This is a genomic window from Cohnella lupini (assembly GCF_003386205.1).
Lineage (GTDB): Bacteria > Bacillota > Bacilli > Paenibacillales > Paenibacillaceae > Cohnella > Cohnella lupini.
Map to the genome: position 1 here is coordinate 168,324 of NZ_QRDY01000001.1, position 23,322 is coordinate 191,645.

A 23,322-nucleotide genomic window follows, 5' to 3' on the forward strand; every position below is an offset into this window, starting at 1 on the left:
ATGGGATCCTCCTTGCTTTTATAAGAAACCGTATCAACGGAGGCATCCATGAGACATTTATCGAGCTCAATCGGCCGCATTGCGTTTATTTTCTCGATTGCGATCGTTCTGGCGATTTTCCCTTATCTGGAGCATGCGAGCGCGCATGCTTATAGCGCGGGTTACAATACCTTGACTCTGACGAAAGAACAGACTGAAATGGCTTTCTCTATCGATGAATTATCCGTAATCGAACTGACCGACGGCGATATCGACGACAATAAGATGCTGGACGAAACGGAGTTCGCCGAAGTTAAGGATAATCTGCTGGACATTTTACAACAGAGCATAACTCTTAAAATCGGAAACGAAGAACAATCCTGGACAGAAGTCGAAAGCATCGTGCTCAATCGCCAAGGCGGCGCGTCCAAGGCCGTGCTCAAAGCCGTTTATCCGCCCGTCTCCGCGACTCAATCCATTTCTCTTACGGATAACTTGTACAAAGAGGACAGCAAAACCAACTATGTGGATTTATTGACGGTCAACTACGGGGCGCAAAAAAGCACGTCCGCTTTGTCCGCCGACAATCGAACCTGGACGTTGCAATTGATGGATGCCGAGTATTCGGGATTGCCGCAAAATTTGGATCAACTAACCGAAACGCCTTCAACCGAAGAGCCCGTCGCTAATCCCGAACAAGCGGAAAGCCGTAATAGCGCGATGTCGGGCGCGTTTTCGTTTTTTCAGTTGGGCATGAATCATATTCTCGGCGGCTACGACCATTTGTTGTTTTTATTTTCGCTACTGATCGCCCGTCAAACCTTTAAACAATACGCTTCCATGATTACCGCATTTACGATAGCCCATAGTTTGACTCTAACGCTGACCGTTCTAGGAATCATTCACTTGTCACCGCGGATCATAGAACCGGGAATCGCGTTAAGCATTTGTTACGTAGCGATCGATAATATCGTTCGGAAACAGGTTTCGTATCGTTGGCTATTAACCTTTCTGTTCGGTCTCATTCATGGTATGGGGTTCGCGGATATTCTGAATGAAATGGATATTCCGAGAAACGAACTCGCGATCGATTTAACGAGCTTTAATCTTGGAATAGAAGCGGTTCAGCTTGTGATCGTCGCGACGTTAGTACCGCTATTGTACCAATTTCATCGCAATAAACATGCTAGAAAAGTCGTGCTTGCGGGCTCCGGAGTCGCCCTTGTATTAGGAGCGGCTTGGCTGTTCGAACGGATATTCGCGGCTTAGACATCTTGAAATAATGCTAGGAGGAATGCAGTGCGACAGTTTTTGGTACCCGATATCTGCACTATAGCCATTATATGGCTAGCGACGGGATATTTACTGTTTTTCATTCAGCGCCGTAAAGACGGCATGTCCATGGTCGCCGCGAAGTCGTCGGTTGCTTTATTGAACGTTCTGGCTGGCTCGGCGGTTGGAATGATCGCCGTACAGGTCTTCGATTATCGCTTAGGCCCGACGATGACGTTCGTCCTATGCTGCGCCTTCGTCATGGGTTATTTAAGCGGGAGGATATACGGGTTGATGCTTTCTTTGCAAGCGGCCTTACTCGGAAGCGCGGGAGCTTTAGCTTTTACGGTTATAGGTCTGCTGTTCTTCTCCTCCGATAAAATCGCGTTCGTCGTCGACGTGCTATATATTGTCTTGCTTGCTTTGATCTATAAGATACTCGAACGGCAATTAGCTAAACATCAGCAACAGTCCCGAAATCGCAAGGGGGAACGACCTCGAATTCGAAAGCTTTCGGTATTATTGACTGGAATTCTCGGTATGGTCGTCGTTGTATTCGCGTTCGTAATCGTCATGAACCAACATCGGATATCAGTCGGTCAGATTGGTCTAAAGAAGACGCAGCAAGCGGTTTACGATGAGAAAAATAACCTTCAGGTTGCCGAGATCACGGTAAATCAGACGGGATTTAATCCCCGGAATACGGATTTCGCTACGGGAACTATGGTAAAAGCGGTACTGCGCGTCGAGCCTGAGGCGGGTAACAATCTACGTTTGATATCGAAAGATTTGAATATCGATGCTCCTTTGAAGCAGGGCGACAATCTTTTCGTGTTTAATAAGCCATTGCCCGGTGTTTATCGCTTTTCGCTTAGCGATGGAAGATTCGAAGGCACGTTCACCGTAAAATAACCGATTTGAAAAAATAGGATCGTCTCGTGTCCTTACTAAAACAAACGAAAAAAAGTCGAAACTCCCAACCAGAGTTTCGACTTTCTTCATTCACCGCTTCGCTTTATAAAACTCGTGATACAGCTTCATTAACGCACGCTTTTCAATCCGCGACACGTAGCTCCGGCTAATCCCCAGCTCGCGAGCGATCTCGCGTTGAGTCCGCTCGTCGCCGCCGCCGTCAAGGCCGAAGCGACCGCGTATGACCTCTTGCTCCCGATCGTCCAAAATGTCCAGGTTACGGTAGATTTTGCTTTTCTCGATTTTGAGCTGAACCTTATCGACGACCTCGTCGGCATCCGTTCCCAATATATCCTGTAATGTGATTTCGTTGCCTTCCTTGTCCGTTCCGATCGGGTCGTGGAGGGAGACGTCCTTCCTCGTTTTCTTCAGCGACCTTAGATGCATAAGTATCTCGTTTTCGATACAACGGGCCGCGAACGTGGCCAGCTTCGTTCCTTTGTTCGGTTGAAAGCTCTCGATCGCTTTAATCAGCCCGATTGTTCCTATGGAAATGAGATCTTCCAGATCTTCCCCCGTATTGTCGAACTTCTTGACGATGTGAGCGACCAAACGCAAGTTGTGTTCGATGAGCAGATTGCGGGAAACGGGATTGCCCTCCGCCAATCTCGACAAATGCAGCGCTTCTTCATCGTCTGTCAGAGGTTGCGGGAACGCGTTGTTCTTTACATAAGAAACCAGCAAAGATAATTGTTTCAGGAACAGGGCTATCGATGTGATAAAACCGGGCACGGGACGGCCACCTCCGGATGTGGGATCGCTCTGCGGATAAGAAGCATTACCATTGTATGTGGGTTTGCGCCTATCCGTGCCTGTCAGGGGGAATAATACATCGACGTAACCGTAAGCCGTAATCCCGTATCCTGTATCCGTACTCCCGTAATCCACCAATCCCGCAATCCCTTTTGTAAATTGTCGAATGGTATTGATCCCTAATGGGAAATAATGAACTCAGTTGAGTTTGATGATCTTACCCATTGGAGGTGTTCGAATGGCAGTGAAAAGCGCCGGCAGAGGAACCAAATCCTACAAGCCGGTTTCGATGTCGTCCAAAGAATATCAAGCTTTCGCTAAAGCTAGGGAACCCGCGCGTTCGGTATGGACCAACTGTCTGAAGGCGTTCTTGGTCGGGGGATTGATTTGCGCTATAGGCCAAGGCGTACAGCAATTTTTCATGTCCGCGTTCGATATGTCGGCAAGGGAAGCGGGCAACCCGACCGTCGCGATCATGATCCTGTTATCCGTTATCTTGACGAGCTTGGGAGTCTACGACAAAATCGCCCAATGGGCGGGCGCGGGCTCCGCCGTTCCGGTAACCGGATTCGCCAATTCCATGGCTTCCGCGGCGATTGAGCACCGCAGCGAGGGATTGGTGCTCGGCGTTGGCGCCAATATGTTCAAGTTAGCCGGGTCGGTTATCGTGTTCGGAGTCGTGGCATCGTTCGTCGTGGGCATCATCTACTGGATTTTCGGAATCGGGGCGTGGCATGATACTTCAGGGTAAGAGAACGTGGGTGTTTCCCAAGCCTCCCGTCATTATTTCCACAGGTACGGTCGTCGGACCGGATGAAGGAGAAGGGCCTTTAGCCTCCGACTTCGATTTGGTGCATCCCGATCTTGAGGTCGGACAGCCGAGCTGGGAGAAATCCGAACGGGTTCTGCTGGAACAAGCGAGCGATATCGCCCTTCAGCACGCCAAGCTTAAGAAGGAGCAGCTCAGCTTCTTCGTCGGCGGAGACTTGATGAACCAAATCATTAGCAATTCTTTTGCCGCCCGTACGCTCGGCGCTCCATATCTCGGCGTATTCGGCGCTTGCTCCACTTCGATGGAGTCGCTCGCCGTAGCGTCGCTGATCATCGCCTCGGGTGCAGGAGAATACGCGATGGCGGGCACGTGCAGCCACAATTGCACTGCGGAGAAGCAATTCCGATACCCGACGGAATACGGCTCGCAGAAGCCTCCGACGGCTCAATATACGGTTACGGGCGCCGGCGCTTCCATCGTCGCAAGCGAAGGAGACGGCCCGATTGTCACCGCAGCTACTATAGGCAAGATTATGGACTTGGGTATCAAGGATCCGTTTAATATGGGAGCAGCTATGGCTCCGGCAGCCGTGGACACGATTCAAGGACATCTGCAGGACACGGGAAGAGAACCGGGTTACTACGATTTGATCGTAACGGGCGATCTCGCAAGCGTCGGACACCCGATTGCCACCGAGATGTTGAAGAGAAACGGCGTTCCGATGGACCAAACGAAATTTCAGGACTGCGGGCTGATGATATTCGACGTGGCCAAGCAGAAAGTGCAGGCCGGCGGAAGCGGGTGCGCTTGTTCGGCGGTCGTCACGTACGGACACTTGCTCAAGCGGATCCATAAAGGCGAACTGCGACGGATTCTGGTCGTCGCGACGGGAGCGCTCTTAAGTCCGCTCTCGTTCCAGCAAGGGGAGAGCATTCCTTGCGTCGCGCATGCCGTCGCCATCGAAGCGCCGCATAAATCGACTCAACGGGGAGGTGACGCTTAATGATGCCTTACGTATGGGCGTTCGTCGTCGGCGGAGCGATCTGCGTCGTCGGACAAATTCTGTTCGACGTGGTCAAATTGACTCCAGCTCACACGATGTCGTTGCTCGTCGTTACGGGAGCGGTTCTGGATGCCGTCGGTTGGTACGATCCGTTAGTCGACTTTGCCGGGGCGGGAGCTACCGTGCCGATCACGAGCTTCGGGAACGCTCTTGTGCACGGAGCATTAACCGAGCTGCAGGAGGTCGGGTGGATCGGCGTTATAACGGGGATTTTCAGCGTGACAAGCGCCGGCGTATCCGCGGCGATCGTATTCTCTTTCCTCGCCGCGTTAGTCGTGAAACCGAAAGGATAAAAGGAACGAAAAATATTTCCAAAAAGGCCAAACAGCCAGACCCCGTAGGGGTTTGGCTGTTTCTCTATTGTTTTTTGGAAGAAACTAAAATTTACGACAGCATCCAAATTCCGGTATAATAAGTGGAGGACTATATAAAAACATCAAAGTAGATCCCATAGGAGGAACGGGAATGGATCAGCATGCCGCGATGCAACTTTTAGATCTTATCAGACGAAACATGGAATCATGCATTTATGGCAAGAAAGAGGAAATCGCTTCCATGCTAACCGCGATGCTAGCAGGCGGTCATGTTCTTATCGAAGACGTTCCGGGAACCGGAAAAACTCAAATGGTCAAGGCGCTCGCGTTATCGATCGGCGGCGTGTTCCACCGCATTCAATGCAATCCGGATTTACTACCTACAGATATAACAGGAGTCTCCATCTATCATCCTAAATTAGAAGAATTTGTATTCAGGCCCGGTCCGGTCATGGCGAATTTATTGCTTGCCGACGAGATCAACCGCGCGACTACGAAGACGCAGTCGGCTTTGCTTGAAGCGATGGAAGAGAGAAGGGTATCCGTCGACGGGGAAACCCATGTTCTTCCCCATCCTTTCATGCTGTTCGCCACGCAAAACCCGATCGAATTCGAAGGAACCTATAGCTTGCCCGAAGCGCAGTTAGACCGTTTTCTTATGAAAATAAAGCTGGGATACCCCGACGAAGCTTCGGAAAAGCGGCTGGTGCTTGAGCCGAGCGCAAGCCGGGCCGCCGAATCGTTGAAGGCGGTCGCCACGGTCGAAGACGTTGCCCAGATGCAACGACTGGCGGAAGGCATACATTTGGAGACGACGGTAGCGGATTACTTAATCGCTTTGATTCGTGGCACCCGCCAGCATTCCGCGGTGCTGCTCGGCGCGAGTCCCCGCGCTGGCGTGGCATTGTCCTCGGCGGCCAAAGCTTACGCATTCTTGAATCATCGTACGTTCGTGCTTCCCGACGACGTGAAGGCGATGGCGCCACTCGTTCTTAGCCATCGGTTGCATCTCCGCTCGGAAGCGCGGATGCAAGGCGTCACGACGGTGCAAGTGCTGCAAGACGTTCTTCGCCTCTTGCCGGTGCCCGTTGGAATGGAGCGTTAATCATGTCGCGGCTGCTTTTTCCGCGCGCTTGGTGGCTAAGCGCGGTACTGTACTTAACCGCGTTCTGTTATTTGCTGTTCCAAGGAGGCAAAACCTCTCTCATGCTGTTCGTGATCATGAACGCGCTGGCCGTCTACCTGATGCTTGGGCGCTGGAGCGGCATCGGAGGGGTACAAGGCATAAGGGTTACGGATACGGGGGCGGGGAATTCCACGCTCTTGACCGCTGGAATGAGATTGCAAGTGAAGTTGCATATGCAGATTCCCGGCATATGGCCTCTTCCTTATATAATCGTTCGGGAGAAGCTGATCCGCTCCGCGGGCGGAGAATCCCAATTGTACGAAATGTCCTTCGTGCCGGATTATCGCCGCAGAGGGCAAGTTCAGTTCGAGACCGCTCCGCTACGAAGGGGAAGATACCAATTTCAACAAACGGATTGTTCGACGAGGGATATCTTCGGATTGTTCGAGCATCGGGGATCGTTTTCCGAGCCGCTTCATGTCCAGGTGCTACCGAGAACGATCGCGCTTAAAGACTGGAAGCTGTTCCGCCGGTCTCAACGCGGGGTGTTCCAGCATACGTTCAACTCGTTATGGGCGAGGGAGACTACGCAGATCGACGGAGTCAGGGAATACATTCACGGCGACCGGCTGTCGCGGATTCACTGGAACGCCACCGCCAAAACGGGGCAATGGAAGTCTAAGGAGTTCGAGCGGGAAGCCCTTCCGCGAGTCGTATTCGTTCTAGACCGCAATACGGCGTCCTACCGTTCGGCGGACCAATTCGAGCTCGCCGTCTCCGTTGCGGCCTCTATGCTCGAACTGACGATCGCCAAAGGCATGCCTATCGGTTTCGTCTCCTCGGGTCAAACCTCTTACCGATTCGGAGAAGGCAGAACTCCGGTTTCCAAGGACGAGGTTCTCCAGCATCTGGTCGATGTCGAACCCGACGGTAAACGGTCCATGGGAGAGGTGCTCGCTCAAGTCGCGGAACGCTTCGAGCCCGGGATTCATATCGTTCTCATCGGATCGTCGATGGACAATCAGACGGTACTGGCGATGAATGCTCTCGAAGGTAAACGGATGGTTCCCAACGTAGTTCATATTTCGGACAACCACCTGTCTTCGGAAGAGGTCGCTAAGCACCGCCAATGGCAGCTGTTGTGCCAATCTAAGCAATGGGAGTTCTGTTCCGTTTCGCAATTGGATCATTTGCCGCTCGCATTGGGGGTGGTATCGGCATGAAAAAGTTACTCTTAGGCCAATTCTGGCGCAGTTTAGTCCTGGAGAGACTTCATAGGTTATTGGCAATCGTCATCGTTTTACAGCTCATCCAATGCTTCTCCGATTACTGGTGGGAAGAAACGTACTCGATCGTTTACGGTGTCATGATCGTTACGGCGGTTACCGAATTGCTCTTAACGCGTTGGTTCGCCGTTCGTTACGCCGTTCAATGCCTATCCATCTTGGGATTTATTTTGTGGAAAATACCGATCGTTTGGTATGGGTGGCCCGCAAGCTGGAAAGTATGGGCGGACGTAACCCAATTCGTCTCGATTCACGTACAACAGTTGCATCCCTTCTATGAATTATCGATCGGAGTACTCGCGCTAGTCCACTTCATGTCATGGGTAGGCTCTAGGCGTATCGGCGCGATTATCGTCGTAGTGGTTTCCATTGCCCTTATGGCTACCGTTGATTCTTTCTTCCCGTTGGAGCTATGGCATAACATCGCGTGGATCGTTACGGCGGGCCTGGCTTGGCTTGTCGTTATGCATTTAAGACAATTGCAAGTCCGGCATCCGGATAGCTGGGAAGCCTTGGCGGAGAGACCGCTCGATATCGCGTTCCCGGCCGTTATCATTATTACCGTAGTCATCTTGGCGGGTATTTTCATGCCGAGAGCTCCGGTTATTCTCGAGGATCCTTATACGATATGGACGGAAGCCCAAGGTCGGGAAGTTCCGGTCTTCTCCGGAGAAGGCGGCGTGCAGAAGGTCAGCGCCGGAAGCGGGAACAAAGGATCCTCGCTATCCGGATACAGCAGGGACGATCGGAAGATCGGAGGCGGGTTCCAGTTCGATTATTCGCCGGTTATGACGATTACGACCTCGCAGAGCAGTTATTGGCGCGGAGAGACGAAAGCGATTTATACAGGTAAAGGCTGGGGTGACGTCAAGTCTCCGGAGCTGGTCGACAACGTTTACGGCAATGAGGGAGAGCTGGAGCTGGCAAGTCCCCGCGCCGACGAGGCGGCTACGAAGGAAGTCGTGCAGACGGTTACGGTCTTGCGCAAAGATAAGCTGCCCGTGTTATTCGGAGCCGGACCTGTTTCCCGAGTGTCGGAGCTGAAGAGCGACAATAACGCCGGCTTAAGATGGAACCCGGAAGAGTGGGAACTTCGTTGGAGCAAGCCGTCCCGCGTCCAATCCTATTCCGTCGTTTCGAATGTCGTTATTCTGGACGAGGAAGCCCTGCGCAAGGTTGAACCGTCGACGGTCGACGCCCGTTACTTGGAATTGCCGGATACGTTGCCGCAACGCGTTCGTGACCTGGCCATGGAGCAGACAGTCGGCTTGACGAACGACTACGATCGCGCGAAGAAGCTCGAGCAATATCTTAAAGATACGTTTCCTTACACGAACACTCCGGATGTGACTAAGCAAACCGATCGGGCAAACGGAGATATCGTGGATGCGTTCTTGTTCGAGATTCAAGAAGGTTATTGCGATTATTTCTCCACTTCTTTCGTAGTCATGGCCCGATCGCTTGGCATTCCTACCCGATGGGTTAAAGGTTATGCGACCGGCTTCGATCCGAACACATTGGAACGGGCCAGATTCGGAGGCCCTTCCGAGGAGCCGGACCCGTCCGGCGCCGGAACGTATACCGTACGCAATGCCGATGCCCATTCGTGGGCGGAGGTGTATTTCGAAGGATACGGTTGGATTCCCTTCGAGCCGACGTCAGGCTTCTCCGTCCCTCAGCCGGTCAAGGAAACCGTTGTTCAGGAGACTAGCCCCGAAGTAGCGGTTCCCGAAGCGCCGGTCGAGGAAGGAACGACGGAAAGCAACAAGGATTGGTTGGTTCTGGCAGGCGCGGCAGGCGTCGTTCTGATTATTCTGGTTCTCGTATTTATCGGATACCGGAGCAGACGAGCGCGTCAGTTGTGGAATCACATTCGCAACCGAGGCAATACGCCTAATCAGAGAGTCGTTCGCGAGATGGAGAGGTTGCTTTCCTTCCTCCATCGCCAAGGGTTGCGCCGGGAGTCTCACGAGACCATCCGGGAAACGTTCGATCGTTGGGGCAAAAGGTTTACGTCCCTTCACGGCGAATTCGAAGGAGCGGCGAAGACCTTCGAGAAAGCCAGGTACGGATCCGATGGCGGCAGCAGCCAAATGCTGGATGAATTCAACGAGGCCGCCACGAAAATTCGCAAAGCGTTATAGCGGGAATGTTCAATCGGAATCATCTTGTCGACAGTCCTATCGGGGAAGCGCGGGTCGTCCGCGCTTCCTTGTTTTATGGCATGGAACGAATGTGAACCTCTCGGATGTTTTACTTGATCGGGTGGGGTGTGGTATATTTTGAGGAAGTATAGCCGTTAACAGACAGGAGTTATTATTGAAGATGTTCAAGCGTTTGCTTCCCGATCAAATCGTGAATACCGTATTTGATATTGATTTGGACGAGTTGAAAACTCAAGGAGTTCGTGGCATCATTACGGATCTGGACAACACCCTGGTAGGCGCCAAAACTCCGCTAGCGACCCCGGAACTGGTAGGCTGGCTGGATTTAGTCAAGGAGCGGGGGTTTCAAGTTGTCATCCTTTCCAATAACAACGAGACTAGGGTAGGTAAGTTCGCCGTGCCTTTGGGTATACCGTATATCCCTGCGGCTCGCAAGCCTAGAGGCGCAGCTTTCCGCCGGGCGCTCAAGCTAATGGAATTGCCGTCCGGGCAAGCCGTCGTCGTCGGAGATCAAATGCTTACGGACGTGCTCGGAGGACGCCGGGCAGGATTGCATACGATCCTCGTAACGCCGATCGCTCCGCGCGAAGAAGGCTGGGCAACGCAAATCAACCGCAGGATAGAGAAGATCGCTCTGGCAAGACTGCGAAAAAAAGGGCTATGGCCGGACAAGGGAGGGCGCTAACATGACGCTGAATCAACTTAAACCTCCCCGTTGCGCAGGGTGTGGAATTCCGCTTCAAAGCGAAGATTCCATGAAGCCGGGTTTCGTTCCCGCTTCATCGATAGATAAGGAAGAGGCCGTATGCCAACGTTGCTTCCGAATCAAGAATTATAATGAAGTTTCATCCGTAACCGTCGATCAAGACGAATTCCTGAAGCTGCTCGGCGGAATCGCTTCGACGGATAGCTTGGTCGTGCATATCGTCGATTTGTTCGATTTTCAAGGCAGCTTGATATCCGGTTTGCAGAGATTCGTCGGGAATAATCCGATATTATTGGTCGTCAATAAGATCGACTTGCTTCCGCCGGTCACGAACTGGAACAGGCTTCGGAATTGGGTGCAGAAGCAAGCCCGCGAAGAAGGGCTGAAGGTCGTCGACGTCGTGCTCTGCAGCGCTAGGCGCAACATCGGATTCGATCGCGTCGTCGAAGCCGTTAATACGTACAGGCAGAACAAGGACGTATACGTCGTAGGCGCGACGAATGTCGGCAAGAGCACGGTAATCAACCGATTAATCTCGGATTACAGCGATTTGAAGCGTGAGCTTACCGTTTCCAGATATCCGGGAACGACGCTGGATGCCGTGCACATTCCGCTTGACGACGGCAAGAGCATCATCGACACGCCAGGTATCGTCTATTCGTGGAGGATGTCCGAAATCGTTCCCCGCAAGGACTTGGCCGCATTACTCCCGGACAAACCTCTTAAACCTCTTACTTATCAACTCAACGAGAAGCAATCGCTGTTTTTCGGAGGGTTGGCGAGGTTCGACTTCGTGGAGGGAGATCGTCAATCGTTCACTGTGAATATATCGGGCGGATTGACGGTCCATCGGACCAAGCTGGAACGGGCGGACGAGCTATACGAGCAGCATCGCGGCGTGATGCTAAGCCCGCCGAGTACCGAAGATCTTGATACTTTCCCGACATGGACCCGGCACCGCCTGAGGATCGCTCCGAATTCCAACCAAGATATTTTCATATCCGGACTCGGGTGGATCCAAGCGAACGGAAAGCAAGGCGCGACCGTCGACGTCCACGCTCCGCGCGGAATCAGAGTGTTGCTAAGGGAAAGCATTTTGTAATAGAGGAGCACGTTACCGATGGACAGCCATACCGTCTTATTCGGGGTTATCGGCGATCCCATTCGTCACTCCAAATCCCCGGTTATGTTGAATAGGGCATTCGGAGCGATAGGTATCAACGGAGCCTATGCCGCTTTCCATGTCTTACCCGATCAGTTGGAGCATGCCATCGCGGGCATTCGGGCCCTCGGGTTTAGGGGATTGAACGTCACCATTCCGCACAAGATCGAAGTCATGCGGTTTTTGGACGAGATCAGCGTCGGGGCTCAAGCAGCCGGCGCGGTTAACACGATCGTTAACGAGAACGGTCGATTGGTCGGATATAATACGGACGGGATCGGATACGTTCGCTCGTTGAAGGAAGAAGCTGAGCCGGATTTGGCCGGCAGAACGATCGTTGTGCTGGGTGCCGGAGGTGCGGCAAGAGGAATCTTATGGGCGTTGGCGCAAGAGAAGCCCGCCGCGATTCTCGTCGCTAACCGCACGGAATCCAAAGCAGCCGAACTCGCCGCGACGTTCGATTCGGAATTCCGTATTCAATCGATTCCTTGGGGCGATTTGGAAGCGGCATGTTCGACAGCGGACGTGGTCATCAATACGACTTCCGTTGGCATGTCTCCCAATATTGAGGCTCTTCCTCTAGATCCGGCTTGGCTTAAGCCAGGATCCGTCGTAAGCGATTTAATCTACAATCCGCTCAAGACCGCCTTTCTAGAGCAGGCCGAGCGGCTCGGATGCCGTATACACGGCGGTCTGGGTATGTTTATTTATCAAGGCGCGTACGCCTTCGAATACTGGACCGGACAGTCGGCTCCCGTCGACGAGATGCGGGAAGCGGTGTTGGAGTCTTTCCCGCAAACAAACGAGATTTTCCATAATAGAAAGCAGGAAACTTAATGCTAACAGGTAAACAGAAACGCCATCTTAGATCGCTAGCCCATCACTTGACGCCGATCTTCCAAGTCGGTAAAGGCGGAACCAACGATCATTTGATTCGCCATATCGAGGAAGCGATCGAAACGCGCGAGCTGATCAAGGTATCCGTGCTGACGAACTGCTCGGACGATCCCCGCGAGATCGGGGCCGAGCTTGCCGAGAAGTCGGGGGCCGAGCTGGCTCAAGTCATCGGCAAAACCATCGTCCTCTACAAGGAATCCAAAGACCACAAGCAAATCGTGCTTCCACGCAAATAGGGATCGGAAGGACTGGAGCTTATGCGCAGAATCGGATTGCTCGGAGGTACGTTCGACCCGGTCCACAACGGACATTTGATTGCGGCGCAAGCTGCCCGCGAGGCGGCGAAGTTGAACGAGGTATGGTTTATTCCAACGTCCACCCCTCCGCATAAACCTCAACCGGGCGCGGACGGCGAGAATCGGCGTCTTATGCTGGAGGCGGCCATCGGGGGGAATTCCTCGTTCCGGATAGAGGACATTGAGCTTCGGCGAGAAGGAACGTCTTATACGATCGACACCGTGACGGCCCTGCAAGAACAATTTCCGGAAGTTCAATTCTATTGGATCCTTGGATCGGATATGCTAATGGACTTACCCAATTGGCGCAGGATAGAAGAGCTCGCGGAACGTCTTTCCTTCATCGGATTGGAACGGCCGGATCAACCGGGCGACGATGGCTTGCTGCCCGTATTTATCAGACGCCGCTTGATCAAAGCCAAGATGCCTCCCATGGGGATTTCCTCTTCGGAGATCAGGCACCTGCTTAAAGAAGGGCGATCCATTCGTTATATGCTACCGGATTCGGTCCTTGATTTTATTCAAAGGAATGATTTGTATGAATCTTGACGCATTAAGGGAAGCAACCCGAAGCCAGATGCCTGAGAAGAGATGGAAGCATACGTTGGGCGTCGTCGAGACGGCCATTGCGCTTGCCAACCGCTACGGCGGCGACCCTGCTAAAGCGGAGCTGGGCGCCTTGCTTCACGATTATTCCAAAGCGTGGGCGATCGATCGGATGGAAGCGATTATTCGGGAACACGGACTTCATGGCGAGTTGCTGATTCACGACAAGGAGCTATGGCACGCCCATGTAGGCGCATGGGCGGTTCAATCGGAGCATGGCGTGACGGACGTAGAGGTTTTGGACGCGATCCGTTACCACACTTCCGGACGGGAAAACATGACGAAGCTGGACAAAATCGTTTGTTTAGCGGATTATATAGAACCGGGCCGAGATTATCCGGGAGTTAGCAAGATTCGCGAGCTCGCAGAGCATAGTATGGAGAAAGCGCTAGTAAGGGCTTTCGATTCGACCATAGAGGTGTTGATGGAGCGAGGAAAACGTATTTTTCCGTTAACCGTCCTCGCACGAAACGATCTCATTATTCAATACAAATAATTAACATTACAAAACGGAGGCTGAGACATGGCAGTAAATTCGGAACAGTTATTGAAATCGGTGCTTAACGCGGCGGAAGAAAAGAAAGCGCACGACGTCGTGGCTTTGAATTTGCAAGGAATTTCATTGATCGCGGACTATTTCGTGATTTGTCACGGAAACTCGGATACCCAGGTGCTCTCGATCGCTACGGAAATTCGCAAAAGCGCGGAATTGAGCGGCAAACGCGTTCGCTTGGAAGGCATGGATACGGCTCGTTGGGTGCTGGTCGACATGGGAGATGTCGTGGCTCACGTATTCCACAGAGACGAAAGAGAGTATTACCATTTGGAACGTTTGTGGTCCGACGCGAAGGCAGTTGAATCGGTATGAATTTAACGGCCGGAACCTTGCAGAGATTGTGGGTTCGCAGGGAGCTGTCCCCTTATGGATGGTTCCTTGGTTTTGGGCCGGAGGACGGCCCGGAGGTTCATCTTCCTTACGGGGAAGCCGCAGGTAACAAACCGGAAATCGATACGGATATCGAAGTGTTCCTCTTCCACGACGATAAGGAGCGGATCACCGCTACCTTGCGCAAGCCTTTGATCGTGCTAGGGGAAATGGCAAGGCTTACGGTCGCGGATTTCCATCCTCATTTCGGGTTTTTCCTGGAAATGGGGATCGGACGCCAGCTGCTGCTGCCGTTGAAATCCTTTCCCATCGAACGAAGGAACGTGTGGCCGCAAAAAGGGGACGAGCTATTCGTCGTCATGAAGCACGACAAAGAAGGACGGATGCTTGCCCGTCTGGCCAAGATCGACGATTTCGCTCCGCATGTATTCCGCGCTCCGACCACATGGCTTAACGAATGGCGGGAAGGCTGGGTTACGGACGTTTATCGCGATGGCGTATTTACGCTCGTGGAAGGCGGAGTGCTAGGATTCGGCGCCCTTGGCTACATAAACGACTCGACCATGAACCATCCGCTGAGGATCGGGCAGAAGTTCAACGCCCGCGTCACTCAAGTCCGGGAAGATGGCCGCGTTTCCCTAAGCATTCGGGCAACGAAGGAAGTCGGTCGGGTCGAGGACGCGGATCGCATTCTCGCGTTTATTAAAGAGCGGCCGGGCGGAGCGATGCCTTACTCCGATCAGACCAGCGCCGAGGATATCCAGCGCCGCTTCCAACTAAGCAAGTCCGCGTTCAAACGAGCGCTAGGCAAGCTGATGAAGGAAGGACTCGTTACGCAGAAGGGGAATTGGACTCATCTGAACGAGGTCGACGGAGAGCCCGAGAGTAAACCTGAATCGGATAATTGATATATCCGATAGAGACTGGAAGACTGGGGAGACAATCATGCGCACTTATCGGCAGTTTGCTGCCGTCTATGATCGTTTGATGGAAGAGATGCCTTATTCCGAATGGATGAGCTTCGCCCGCCGGTGCTGGGAAAAGTACGGCATACCGGCAACGGTCGTCGATCTCGGCTGCGGAACGGGCAATATGACGATCCCGCTTGCCCGCTCGGGGTTCACCGTCTTCGGAATCGATCTCTCCTCCGAGATGCTTTCGGTTGCCAGAAGCAAATGGGATGAACCGACGATCCGAAGCGGTTACAGGGATGAACCGGGAACGATCCGGTGGCTGCAGCAAGACATGCGAGATTGGGATTTGCCTCAGCCCGTGGATGCGGTAATCAGCTTCTGCGATTGCCTGAATTACTTAACCGAGCCCGAAGACGTTACGGCTACGATTCGGCGAACCTATGAAGGTTTAACCCCAGGTGGATTATTCCTATTCGACGTCCATTCGCCTAAGCAATTGGAAAGATACGCGGAGGAACAGCCTTTCGTTTACGACGAGAAGGACGTCGCGTATTTATGGACATGCGATTACGATCCGTCGCGGCTGGAAATCGAGCACTCGTTGACTTTTTTCATTCAGGAAGAGTCCGCCTCCAAGAGCGGAAGCGGCGTTTTATATAGCCGATTCGAGGAGTCCCACGTACAGAGGGCTTACGATCCCGATTGGATCGCGGATCAACTGGCGGAAACGGGATTCGAAATTCTTCATCGCGTTGCCGATTTCAAGTGGGAAGAGCCCGACGAGGAATCGGAAAGGCTGTTCTACGTCGCTCGCAAACCGGAGTAACGACGAAGCGGATTACCAAGCGGGGCTGCCCTCGAAGTCGAAGTCGACGTCGGAGCAGCCCCGTTTCGTTTATTTTCCGGCGGAAGTTTGGACTTGTTTTTGCACCGTCTCGTATTTGCCGGGCCAGAAGGAAAGACGCCCCAGTAATAACGTAATGGCGGGAACCAAGAACGGCCGGACGACGAAAGTATCGAGCAAGACGCCGATTGCCGTTATCATGCCGAACTGCACGAGCACTTGTATCGGAAGGGTAGCCAGCACGGCGAAGGTTCCTGCAAGAATGAGTCCGGCGGAAGTTATAACGGAACCGGTCTCTCCTACGCCTTCTTTAATGGCCTGCTTTAGCGGCATATATTTTCTTTTCTGCCAAATGCTCGAGATCATGAAGATATTATAGTCTTCTCCCAATGCGACGAGGAATACGAATGAATACAGCGGGATCGAACCCTGAATCGCATCCGCCCCCATGACATGATGTACGATGAGCCAGCCAAGTCCAAGTGCCGAGAAGTAAGATAGAATAACCGTGAGAACGAGATAGACGGTGGCAACGACGGAACGAAGATAGGCGAGCAGGAGCAAGGTAATCAAGCCGATAACGATCGGAATAATAAGCTTCGTATCCCTTTCGCCAGTCACCCTCGTATCGTGTTGCTCCGCGGTTTGACCGCTTATCCATACTCGTTCTTCCGGGTCGGAGACGCCGGCATCCGTTAGAGCGGCCTCCATCGCGGTTTGTAATTCGGGAACTTTGTCCATGGCTTCCAGCGAATACGGATTCAGATTGAATTCAACGTCGTATGCAATGATTTGCTCGTTCTGCTGACCGATATGCGGCTGGGATACATTATTGATATAGGGAAGTGCGGCAAGCGTTCGGTCCAGATCAATCTGTTTTCCTTGCGTGTCGACGATAACCTTGGCCGGAGCAAGTTCACCGGGAGAAAATTTCTCTCCGATCATGGAGAAGCCCTCGCGCGACTCCATATCCTTCGGAAAAGAAGACAAGATATCGTAGGTTGTCTTAATTTGCGTTGCGAAAGCAGCGAATCCGCCGAGGATTACGATACAGATAATCACGATCAACCCCGGTTTTCTGATTACGGCGTTGCCGACCCAGTTCCGTGGTTCCTTGGGCTCGACGATAGGAACGGGTTTGCCTTTGCGGACTGCCCGTTCCTGCTGCATTTCCGGCGTTCTTGGCACGAAAGGAAAGAAAGCGCCTCTGCCGATAATGGCGAGCATCGCCGGAACGAGAGTAAGGCTGGCAATGCCCATAATTAAAATAGCTATGCTGAATGGCGCAGCGAATCGATGGTAGGAGCCGTACTCCGCCACCAATAGCGCGAGCAACGACAGAACGACCGTAAGTCCGCTCATGGCAATCGCCCCCGATGAGCCCGTAATGGCCGCGAGCAATGCCTTGCCTTTGTCACTCTCTACTTTAAGAAGTTGGCGAAAGCGAGAGATGAGGAACAGACAATAATCCGTTCCGGCACCGAATAAGAGAACCGTCATGATCGAGATCGCCTGCGAGTCGACGACGATCCAGCGTTCATGCGCCATCCAACCTAACACGGGGTTAATGACGCCGTATGCGAAACCTACGGCAATGAGCGGAAGAAATGCGAGAATCGGCGAACGATAGATTAAGAGCAATAAGACGAGTACCAGAAGTACCGTACCGATCAATAACGAAATATCGGCGTTGGAGAACAGGCCGGTCGCGTCGATTTGAATGCCGACGGGTCCGGTGACACGGGCGCTTAACCGGTCGACGGAACCTTTGGCAACCGAGTAAGGATCCTCGCCGAACGTATTCACCGTATACTTCTTTATTTGGTCGACGCCTTCTTTTAATCCATCCACTTCCGCTTGTTTGTCGAACAAGACCGGGGTAACGAGCGTGCTTCCATCCTCGGATAAACCTTCTTTGAGAGCTTCGATCGGCATCCGATGATAAGGAGGAACGGAGGTTTGGTGGGATACCGGTACTGCGGTGAGCTTCTCGGCGAGTTGTTGAATTTTTTGCAGATCGGCATCCTGTAGACCGCCTTCTCTATGCCATACGAGAAGAGCCGGAATGTCGGCGCCCGCGGGAAACTCCCGCTTCGCGATCTGCTCCGCCTGAACAGAAGGTTTGGTGTAGCTTAAGTTAGGCGCGTTGTTGATTTCCTCATCGGTGACGGAGGGAAGCAGACTGGTTAATAGCCCCGCTGCCGCAATCCAGACGAACAACGTGATCCATTTACTCTTTTTGCCTGCAACCCATTTGCCTAATCCTTTACTTTGGTTCATGGTATAAGAGTCCTCCTTACGATTTTGACGATGTTTGCGCTAATCATTTGGGATATAATCGAAATATTAAGATCAACCTAATTATATATACCGGAAGGTTAATTATACAACTATTGAATTCGATCATCGGGAGGGCAGCCCTTTTCATATGACAGAACCTCATTCCAAGCGTTCTCCAGGAAGACCGAAAGCCGAATCCGGAGAAGCATCGATGCGAGATAAAGTACTCATGGCCGCTTCCGCGATGTTCATGGAGTTCGGGTACGAACCGGTGACGATCAACGCGATCGCGGAGCGAGCCGGAGTGACCAAGGCCTCGGTCTATTATTACTTTACGAACAAAGCCGTTCTTTTCGCGAAGTCCGTTTCCGCGATGATGCGGCGGATTTCGAGCTCCACCCGGAAGATACTGGAAGCGAATTCGGGTATACGGGATAAGCTCGAGCAGCTAGCGTTCACGAAAATGTCCCGCCCCCATTTGGAGTTCGAGAGCCTGTTAAGGGAAGCGATTCCCTTCCTCTCGGCGGAGCAACTGGACGACATTCGCAAGGCCGAGCATTCGATACACGAGGTCATTGCCAAGACGTTCCAGGAAGCGATGGATGCGGGAGAGATCGCCCGTGCCAATTCTCTTCTGCTGTCCCATGCCTTTACGGCGCTCTTGATGATCGGGACCAGGGAGCAGGTCGGCGAAGTCCATTATTCCGGACGGGAGCTGTCAGACGCGATCGTAGCTTTGTTCTGGAAGGGAATATCGCCCGATTAAGTTAGAGCAGTATCGTATCGCTTGACATCGTTCGAGTGAATTGGCTATAATCATGGCATACTTTGGCTGTGATAAGGAGCAGTACTCGTTAGACGTTACCCAGAGAGCCGGCGGATGGTGCAAGCCGGTTAACGCAGACGACGAACTCGCCTTGGAGCCTCCGAGCTAATCGGTTCATCCATTTGCGGATGCTTTCCGTTAAGCAAGGCGTCACCTCTCGTTACGAGGGCACAAGTGGGCGGCGATCCAAGCAGGATATCCGTCAACTAGGGTGGTACCACGGGAATTAATCCTCTCGTCCCTAGCGACAACGCTAGGGGCGGGAGTTTTTTGTTTGACCAGACGCGAATTTAAGAGAACATAAGGGAGTTAACGAACATGTCGCAAGAACAAGGACAAGGCTACCAACCATTGAAGATCGAGCCGAAATGGCAACGTTACTGGGACGAAAATAGTACTTTCCGCACGACCGAGGAAGCGGGCAAGCCTAAATTTTACGCGCTCGATATGTTTCCTTACCCGTCCGGCGCCGGCTTGCACGTAGGTCACCCGGAAGGATATACGGCGACCGATATCGTGAGCCGTTTCAAACGGATGAAAGGCTATAACGTTCTTCATCCGATGGGCTGGGACGCTTTCGGGTTGCCTGCGGAGCAATACGCGTTGCAGACAGGGCGCCATCCGCGCGAAATCACGGTGGAGAATATCAATAATTTCCGCCGTCAGATCAAATCCCTCGGTTTTTCTTACGACTGGGAACGCGAGTTCAGCACTACGGATCCGGATTATTACAAATGGACGCAATGGATATTCATCCAATTGTATAAGAAAGGTCTGGCTTACGTAGCGGAAGTTCCGGTTAACTGGTGTCCGGCTCTCGGTACGGTGCTCGCGAACGAAGAAGTCATCGACGGGCTGAGCGAGCGCGGCGGACATCCGGTCATTCGCAAACCGATGAGACAATGGATGCTGAAGATTACCGAATACGCAGAGAGATTGCTTGAGGATCTCGAGGAGTTGGATTGGTCCGAGAGCATCAAGGATATGCAGCGCAACTGGATCGGCAAGTCGACCGGCGCGGAAGTCGAGTTTGCCATCGACGGCCATGAAGCCGCGTTGACCGTGTTCACGACGCGGCCGGATACGTTGTTCGGCGCTACCTATTGCGTCCTGGCTCCGGAGCATGAACTTGTCGGAGTGATCGCTTCGCCCGAACAGAAGGCAGCCGTCGAGGCTTATGTCGATCAGGCCGCGCGGAAGAGCGATCTGGAGCGTACGGACTTGGCGAAGGACAAGAGCGGGGTGTTTACGGGTGCATATGCCGTTAATCCGGTTAACGGAGCAAAGGTACCGATCTGGATCGCGGACTACGTGCTCGGCGGTTACGGTACCGGAGCCATTATGGCCGTACCGGGACATGACGAGCGGGATTGGGAGTTCGCCAAGAAGTTCGGTCTGCCGATCATCGAAGTCGTCGCCGGCGGAGATGTAGACGCGGCGGCTTACACGGGCGACGGTAAGCTGGTGAATTCCGAATTCCTTAATGGTTTGGCGACGGCAGAAGCGATCGCGGCCATGATCGCCCGGTTGGAGAATGACGGTAAAGGGAAAGGCAAAGTGACCTACCGCTTGCGCGACTGGTTATTCAGCCGTCAACGCTATTGGGGCGAGCCGATTCCGGTATTGCACTACGAAGACGGGACGATGGATACGATTCCGGAGGAAGAGCTTCCGCTTCTGCTTCCGGAAGTCGATGCCATTCAGCCTTCGGGCACAGGTGAATCGCCGCTGGCGAACGTTACGGACTGGGTGAACGTAATCGATTCGCGCAACGGCAAGAAGGCTCGCCGCGAGACGAATACGATGCCGCAATGGGCGGGTAGCTGCTGGTATTACCTGCGCTTCATCGATCCGCATAACTCCGAAGAAATCTGTTCGCCGGAGAAGCAGCGCGAGTGGCTTCCGGTCGATTTGTACATCGGCGGCGCCGAGCATGCTGTTCTGCATTTGCTGTACGCCCGTTTCTGGCACAAGGTGCTATACGATATCGGCGTAGTGAATACGAAGGAGCCGTTCTACAAGCTAGTTAACCAAGGTATGATCTTGGGCAACAACAACGAGAAAATGTCCAAATCCCGCGGGAACGTTATCAACCCGGACGATATCGTCGGAGAATTCGGCGCGGATACGTTGCGCGTGTACGAAATGTTTATGGGTCCGTTGGAAGCGACGAAGCCTTGGAACACGAACGGAGTGGAAGGCGTCTACCGGTTCCTGTCCCGCGTCTGGAGATTGTTCGTTGACGAGAGCGGCAATCTGAACGGCAAGATCCAGGATGTTTCAGGGGACGAATCATTCCGCCGGACTTGGCATAAGAGCTTGAAGAAGGTCGGCGAGGATTACGAGGCGCTGCGCTTCAATACGGCGATCAGCCAAATGATGATTTTCGTCAACGAAGCCTACAAAACGGAATCGTTGCCTAAGGAAGCGATGACGCATTTCGTGCAGATGCTGTCTCCGATCGCGCCGCATATCGCGGAAGAGCTGTGGGAGCTGCTCGGTAATACGGGCTCCGTCAGTTATGTCGCATGGCCGCAATACGATGTGTCGCTTACGGTGGATGCCGAAGTCGAGATCGTCGTTCAAGTCAGCGGCAAGATCGCCGATCGGTTGAACATTGCGGCCGATCTCGACGAAGAGGGCATGCAAGCACTGGCCCTTGAATCGGAGAAGGTGAAGGAATTGCTCGCAGGCAAAACGATCCGCAAGGTCATCGCCGTCAAGGGCAAGCTCGTTAATATCGTCGCTAACTAAGTGCCGAATGAAACTAATGAATCAGTATCAAGTATGTAGCGTGAAGCACACGCCGTTTGCTCCTTTGCCGGAGCGAGCGGCGTTTTATATTTAACTTTCAGAAAGTATAAAATTTTGAAGGAAGTCGGCTGGGTGAAAGAGTTATCCGGTTCCGATACGATGTATTTCATTGTATTTTTGAAGCACGCTCAAGAATTAAGCTGGATAAGAATGTTTTTTATCCCTATTGGTCTCCGTTTGTTCAATTCCTTTCCTAAAATACGATCTATAGTGATGTTTTTCATCCTACTTTGATTGCAAATCTGCTCAAAAGCTCCAATAACGATGATTACCATTCTTATTACCTTGATTTCACCTTTTATAGCTTTGATAGGATCAAATCATCCGCAGAGCACGTTTTAATCTCGAAGAGACGGACGCGATTCCGGTTTTCTATCGAATTCGATAAGCACATAAATATGTAGTTATATTAAACGAGCTGCTTGGCTGGATAGCTACTTTGGTGGGGGTGGAGCAAATGAAATCCAACAAAAAAAGGCGGTTTTCACCGCCTAAGCCGGAACAAGCAAAGAAAGTGGGGGCTTCAGTCGGGCGAATCCGCGCCTAAGTGCGTTCCCTAGGAAAAAGCGAGGAATCGACTCGGTCGAGATCGTCGGCGAATTTCTCGTGGGTCGTGTAGAGAACTTGGAGGAAGGCTCCGCGGGTCGTTTTGCGGAGAACGTCTAGCGCCGCCGCGGTGATTCCGCCGGGGACGGAAACCTTCGCTTGCAATTCGTTCGGGGAGCAAGGAAGCTCCAGCATGAGCCGAGCCGTTCCGAGCATCATTTCGCAGGCCAGGGCGGTTGCTGTTTCGCGGTCCATTCCGGTAGATTTCACCGAGGCATCGATGAATTGCTCCAGCAGAAACGCGAGGAAAGCGGGGCCGCAGCTCGACAGGTCGGACGCGACTCGTACTTCCTCTTCGAGAATGGCAATCGGCCGGCTGATGGCGGAAAATAGGTTCCATAATGCATTCCGGTCATCCTCGGTCAGACGCGTGCCCCACATGAACAATGAAGCTCCGCTACCGACGGCGTTTACGACGCTGGGGATGATTTTGGCGACTTTGCAGGGGAGAAGCTCTTCCAGCGACGATATTTTGACCGGACTCGTAATCGAGATGACGATCTGGTCGGGTGTCATCACGGGAGCGATTTCATCGAGTACCCTGCGAAAATCCATAGGTTTAACGCATAAGAACAAATAATCGGCCCCAATCGCCGCTTCCTTGTTCGAAGCCGCAACATGCAAGCCGGGATATTGATTGGCCAGTTGATCAAGCTTGGATGCCGTTCGAGAGCTTATCGTGAGCTGGTCCGGCTGCATGGCACCGGCGCGTACGAACGCTCCAACTAATAAGCTTCCCATACTTCCCGCACCAATGAAGCCGATTCTCATCCTGTCCCCTCC

22 protein-coding genes and 1 other annotated feature are annotated in these 23,322 nt (G+C 52.8%); of the genes, 19 read left to right on the top strand and 3 right to left on the bottom strand.

The features are described 5' to 3' along the window. Positions 1–48: 48 nt before the first annotated feature. Positions 49–1,248 carry a HupE/UreJ family protein gene (locus DFP95_RS00720; protein ID WP_115990653.1) on the top strand — a complete coding sequence of 400 codons (1,200 nt, stop codon included), beginning with the start codon at positions 49–51 and terminating at the stop codon, positions 1,246–1,248. A gap of 30 nt (positions 1,249–1,278) precedes the next feature. Next, positions 1,279–2,163 (top strand): hypothetical protein, encoded by an 885-nt coding sequence (locus tag DFP95_RS00725; protein WP_115990654.1) that lies wholly within the window; start codon positions 1,279–1,281, stop codon positions 2,161–2,163. A 90-nt stretch (positions 2,164–2,253) separates the two neighbouring features. Here DFP95_RS00725 and sigK read toward each other — a convergent pair whose 3' ends face one another. Beyond that, a complete protein-coding gene (gene sigK / locus DFP95_RS00730; RefSeq protein ID WP_115991309.1) occupies positions 2,254–2,955 on the bottom strand; it encodes an RNA polymerase sporulation sigma factor SigK in 702 nt (233 codons plus the stop codon). 259 nt (positions 2,956–3,214) lie between these two features. Here sigK and spoVAC point away from each other — a divergent pair, with 259 nt between their 5' ends. The 15 genes from spoVAC to DFP95_RS00805 all read left to right on the top strand — a co-directional run bounded on the left by spoVAC (position 3,215) and on the right by DFP95_RS00805 (position 15,995). Further along, entirely contained in the window at positions 3,215–3,727 is a 513-nt protein-coding gene (gene spoVAC, locus DFP95_RS00735) for a stage V sporulation protein AC (RefSeq protein WP_115990655.1), read from the top strand. Beyond that, positions 3,714–4,751, top strand: coding sequence for a stage V sporulation protein AD (spoVAD, locus tag DFP95_RS00740; protein WP_181907236.1), 1,038 nt, complete (start codon positions 3,714–3,716; stop codon positions 4,749–4,751). Before spoVAC ends, spoVAD begins: the two co-directional genes overlap by 14 nt. A 2-nt stretch (positions 4,752–4,753) precedes the next feature. Beyond that, complete coding sequence (spoVAE, locus tag DFP95_RS00745) at positions 4,754–5,104, top strand: stage V sporulation protein AE (protein WP_115991310.1); 351 nt, start codon at positions 4,754–4,756, stop codon at positions 5,102–5,104. Positions 5,105–5,276: 172 nt separating this feature from the next. Further along, positions 5,277–6,230, top strand: coding sequence for an AAA family ATPase (locus tag DFP95_RS00750; RefSeq protein ID WP_115990657.1), 954 nt, complete (start codon positions 5,277–5,279; stop codon positions 6,228–6,230). Between the two features lie 2 nt (positions 6,231–6,232). After that, entirely contained in the window at positions 6,233–7,474 is a 1,242-nt protein-coding gene (locus tag DFP95_RS00755; protein WP_115990658.1) for a DUF58 domain-containing protein, read from the top strand. Then, positions 7,471–9,681: a transglutaminase TgpA family protein gene (locus tag DFP95_RS00760; protein WP_181907197.1), complete on the top strand. Its 2,211-nt coding sequence runs from the start codon at positions 7,471–7,473 to the stop codon at positions 9,679–9,681. Before DFP95_RS00755 ends, DFP95_RS00760 begins: the two co-directional genes overlap by 4 nt. Before the next feature lie 181 nt (positions 9,682–9,862). Beyond that, a complete protein-coding gene (locus DFP95_RS00765) occupies positions 9,863–10,387 on the top strand; it encodes a YqeG family HAD IIIA-type phosphatase (protein WP_115990660.1) in 525 nt (174 codons plus the stop codon). Between the two features lies 1 nt (position 10,388). Then, on the top strand, positions 10,389–11,510 hold the full coding sequence (yqeH, locus tag DFP95_RS00770; protein WP_115990661.1) for a ribosome biogenesis GTPase YqeH: 1,122 nt from the start codon (positions 10,389–10,391) through the stop codon (positions 11,508–11,510). Positions 11,511–11,528: 18 nt separating this feature from the next. Further along, positions 11,529–12,407: a shikimate dehydrogenase gene (aroE, locus tag DFP95_RS00775; RefSeq protein WP_115990662.1), complete on the top strand. Its 879-nt coding sequence runs from the start codon at positions 11,529–11,531 to the stop codon at positions 12,405–12,407. Next, a complete protein-coding gene (gene yhbY / locus DFP95_RS00780) occupies positions 12,407–12,703 on the top strand; it encodes a ribosome assembly RNA-binding protein YhbY (RefSeq protein WP_115990663.1) in 297 nt (98 codons plus the stop codon). The genes aroE and yhbY overlap by 1 nt, the downstream gene beginning before the upstream one ends. A 21-nt stretch (positions 12,704–12,724) precedes the next feature. Continuing rightward, entirely contained in the window at positions 12,725–13,312 is a 588-nt protein-coding gene (locus tag DFP95_RS00785; RefSeq protein ID WP_115990664.1) for a nicotinate-nucleotide adenylyltransferase, read from the top strand. Continuing rightward, positions 13,302–13,865 carry a bis(5'-nucleosyl)-tetraphosphatase (symmetrical) YqeK gene (yqeK, locus tag DFP95_RS00790; protein WP_115990665.1) on the top strand — a complete coding sequence of 188 codons (564 nt, stop codon included), beginning with the start codon at positions 13,302–13,304 and terminating at the stop codon, positions 13,863–13,865. The genes DFP95_RS00785 and yqeK overlap by 11 nt, the downstream gene beginning before the upstream one ends. Before the next feature lie 27 nt (positions 13,866–13,892). Continuing rightward, complete coding sequence (gene rsfS, locus DFP95_RS00795; protein ID WP_115990666.1) at positions 13,893–14,237, top strand: ribosome silencing factor; 345 nt, start codon at positions 13,893–13,895, stop codon at positions 14,235–14,237. After that, complete coding sequence (locus tag DFP95_RS00800) at positions 14,234–15,163, top strand: CvfB family protein (protein ID WP_115990667.1); 930 nt, start codon at positions 14,234–14,236, stop codon at positions 15,161–15,163. Before rsfS ends, DFP95_RS00800 begins: the two co-directional genes overlap by 4 nt. Positions 15,164–15,200: 37 nt before the next feature. Beyond that, entirely contained in the window at positions 15,201–15,995 is a 795-nt protein-coding gene (locus DFP95_RS00805) for a class I SAM-dependent DNA methyltransferase (RefSeq protein ID WP_115990668.1), read from the top strand. Positions 15,996–16,064: 69 nt separating this feature from the next. Here DFP95_RS00805 and DFP95_RS00810 read toward each other — a convergent pair whose 3' ends face one another. After that, positions 16,065–18,293: an MMPL family transporter gene (locus tag DFP95_RS00810; protein ID WP_115990669.1), complete on the bottom strand. Its 2,229-nt coding sequence runs from the start codon at positions 18,291–18,293 to the stop codon at positions 16,065–16,067. Positions 18,294–18,441: 148 nt separating this feature from the next. Between DFP95_RS00810 and DFP95_RS00815 the strand changes: the two genes are divergently transcribed. Next, on the top strand, positions 18,442–19,059 hold the full coding sequence (locus DFP95_RS00815) for a TetR/AcrR family transcriptional regulator (RefSeq protein ID WP_115990670.1): 618 nt from the start codon (positions 18,442–18,444) through the stop codon (positions 19,057–19,059). A 59-nt stretch (positions 19,060–19,118) separates the two neighbouring features. Continuing rightward, positions 19,119–19,365: a binding site (T-box leader), on the top strand. Positions 19,366–19,437: 72 nt separating this feature from the next. Further along, positions 19,438–21,873, top strand: a complete 2,436-nt coding sequence (leuS, locus tag DFP95_RS00820; protein ID WP_115990671.1) for a leucine--tRNA ligase — start codon at positions 19,438–19,440, stop codon at positions 21,871–21,873. A gap of 603 nt (positions 21,874–22,476) precedes the next feature. Here the strand turns inward: leuS and comER are convergent. Further along, positions 22,477–23,310 (bottom strand): late competence protein ComER, encoded by an 834-nt coding sequence (comER, locus tag DFP95_RS00825; RefSeq protein WP_115990672.1) that lies wholly within the window; start codon positions 23,308–23,310, stop codon positions 22,477–22,479. Positions 23,311–23,322: the final 12 nt, after the last annotated feature.